General features: G+C 68.4%; 1 protein-coding gene. It reads left to right on the forward strand.

What is annotated here, in order from left to right:
- Positions 1–36 precede the first annotated feature (36 nt).
- Positions 37–1,384 (forward strand): AMP-binding protein (locus tag DQW06_RS23490; protein ID WP_198662528.1); only part of this gene is annotated, 1,348 nt, incomplete at its 3' end.

A 1,384-nucleotide genomic window follows, 5' to 3' on the forward strand; every position in this document is an offset into this window, starting at 1 on the left:
CGGTCGCTGGCCCGCCATCCCCTGTTCCAGGTGTTCGTGTCGTACACCAGTGGCGGCGCGGACATGATGTCGCTGCCCGGCCTGGTGAGCACAGCTCACCGTGTACAGAGCGATGCCGTGCACTTCGACCTCGAATTCAGCTTCGAGGAGGCGGAAGCCCTCGACGGGAGCGGTCTCCAGCTCAGCGTGAACGTCGGTTACACGAGGGACCTCTTCGACGAGGAGACGGCCCGGCTGTTGGGTGAGCGCCTGGTGCGGATGCTGGAACAGGCGTGCGCGAATCCGGACACCGCGGTGAGCCGGTTCGATTCCCTGGCCCCGGAGGAGCGGAAGACCCTTCTCCAGGACTGGGGGACGGCCGAGCCCGCCGCCGCGGCCCCCCTGGAAACGGTCCTCGACGTCTTCCGCGCCCAGGTGGAGACGGCCCCCGACGAGATCGCCCTGGTCGCGCAGGACGGCGAACTCGACTTCAGGACGTTGAACACGCGCGCGAACCGACTCGCGGCCGTGCTCCGTCAGCGAGGCGTGGGAGCTGAGAGCCGGGTGGTTCTGGCGCTACCCCGCACCTGTGACCTGCTGGTCTCCATGCTGGCCGTGCTCAAGGCGGGCGGCGCCTTCGTTCCGGTCGAACCCGACTCCCCAGCGGACCGGACCGCCCTCATCCTCGCGAACAGCCGCCCCTCGCTGATCGTGACCACCGGCGCCTGGAGCCAAGGACGGGAGCTCGGCGTACCCAGACTCGTCCTGGACAGCCAGGACGTCCGCGCGGAGATCGACCTCCAGTCCACCGACGACCCCGGGCCCGAGGACCGCCCCTCTCCAGAACATCCGGCCTACGTGATCCACACGTCCGGCTCGACCGGAGTTCCCAAGGGCGTGATCGTGGAACACCGATCCCTCCGGGCCCACCTGGGATCGATCCGGGACGGACTCCTCGCACCGGAGTGCCGGTCCGCGGGGAAGAGCCGGATGCGGCTGGCGCTCATCGCGCCCTTCTCCTTCGACGCCTGCTGGGACGAGATCGCGGGCATGCTCGCCGGTCACGAACTGCACCTGATCAGCGATGAGGTCCGGCATGACGCCGACCTGCTCAAGGACTACGTCGTCGAGCAGCGCATCGACTTCCTGAACACGACGCCGACGCTCGCCCAGTACCTGGTGAACGCGGGCCTGTTGGACGATCCCCGGCACCGCCCCGCCATCGTGTCAACCGGTGGCGAAGCGATAGGCGAATCGCTGTGGAACAGGCTGGCCCGATCGGAGACGTCGGGCTACAACTACTACGGCCCGACGGAGACGACCGTCAACGCGACCAGCGCCCGGATCACCGAGCGGGACGTCCCGTCGATGGGTGGTCCGGTGGCGGGTACTCGGCTGTTTGTTC

This window comes from Nocardiopsis sp. TNDT3 (assembly GCF_003427465.1).
Lineage (GTDB): Bacteria > Actinomycetota > Actinomycetes > Streptosporangiales > Streptosporangiaceae > Nocardiopsis > Nocardiopsis dassonvillei.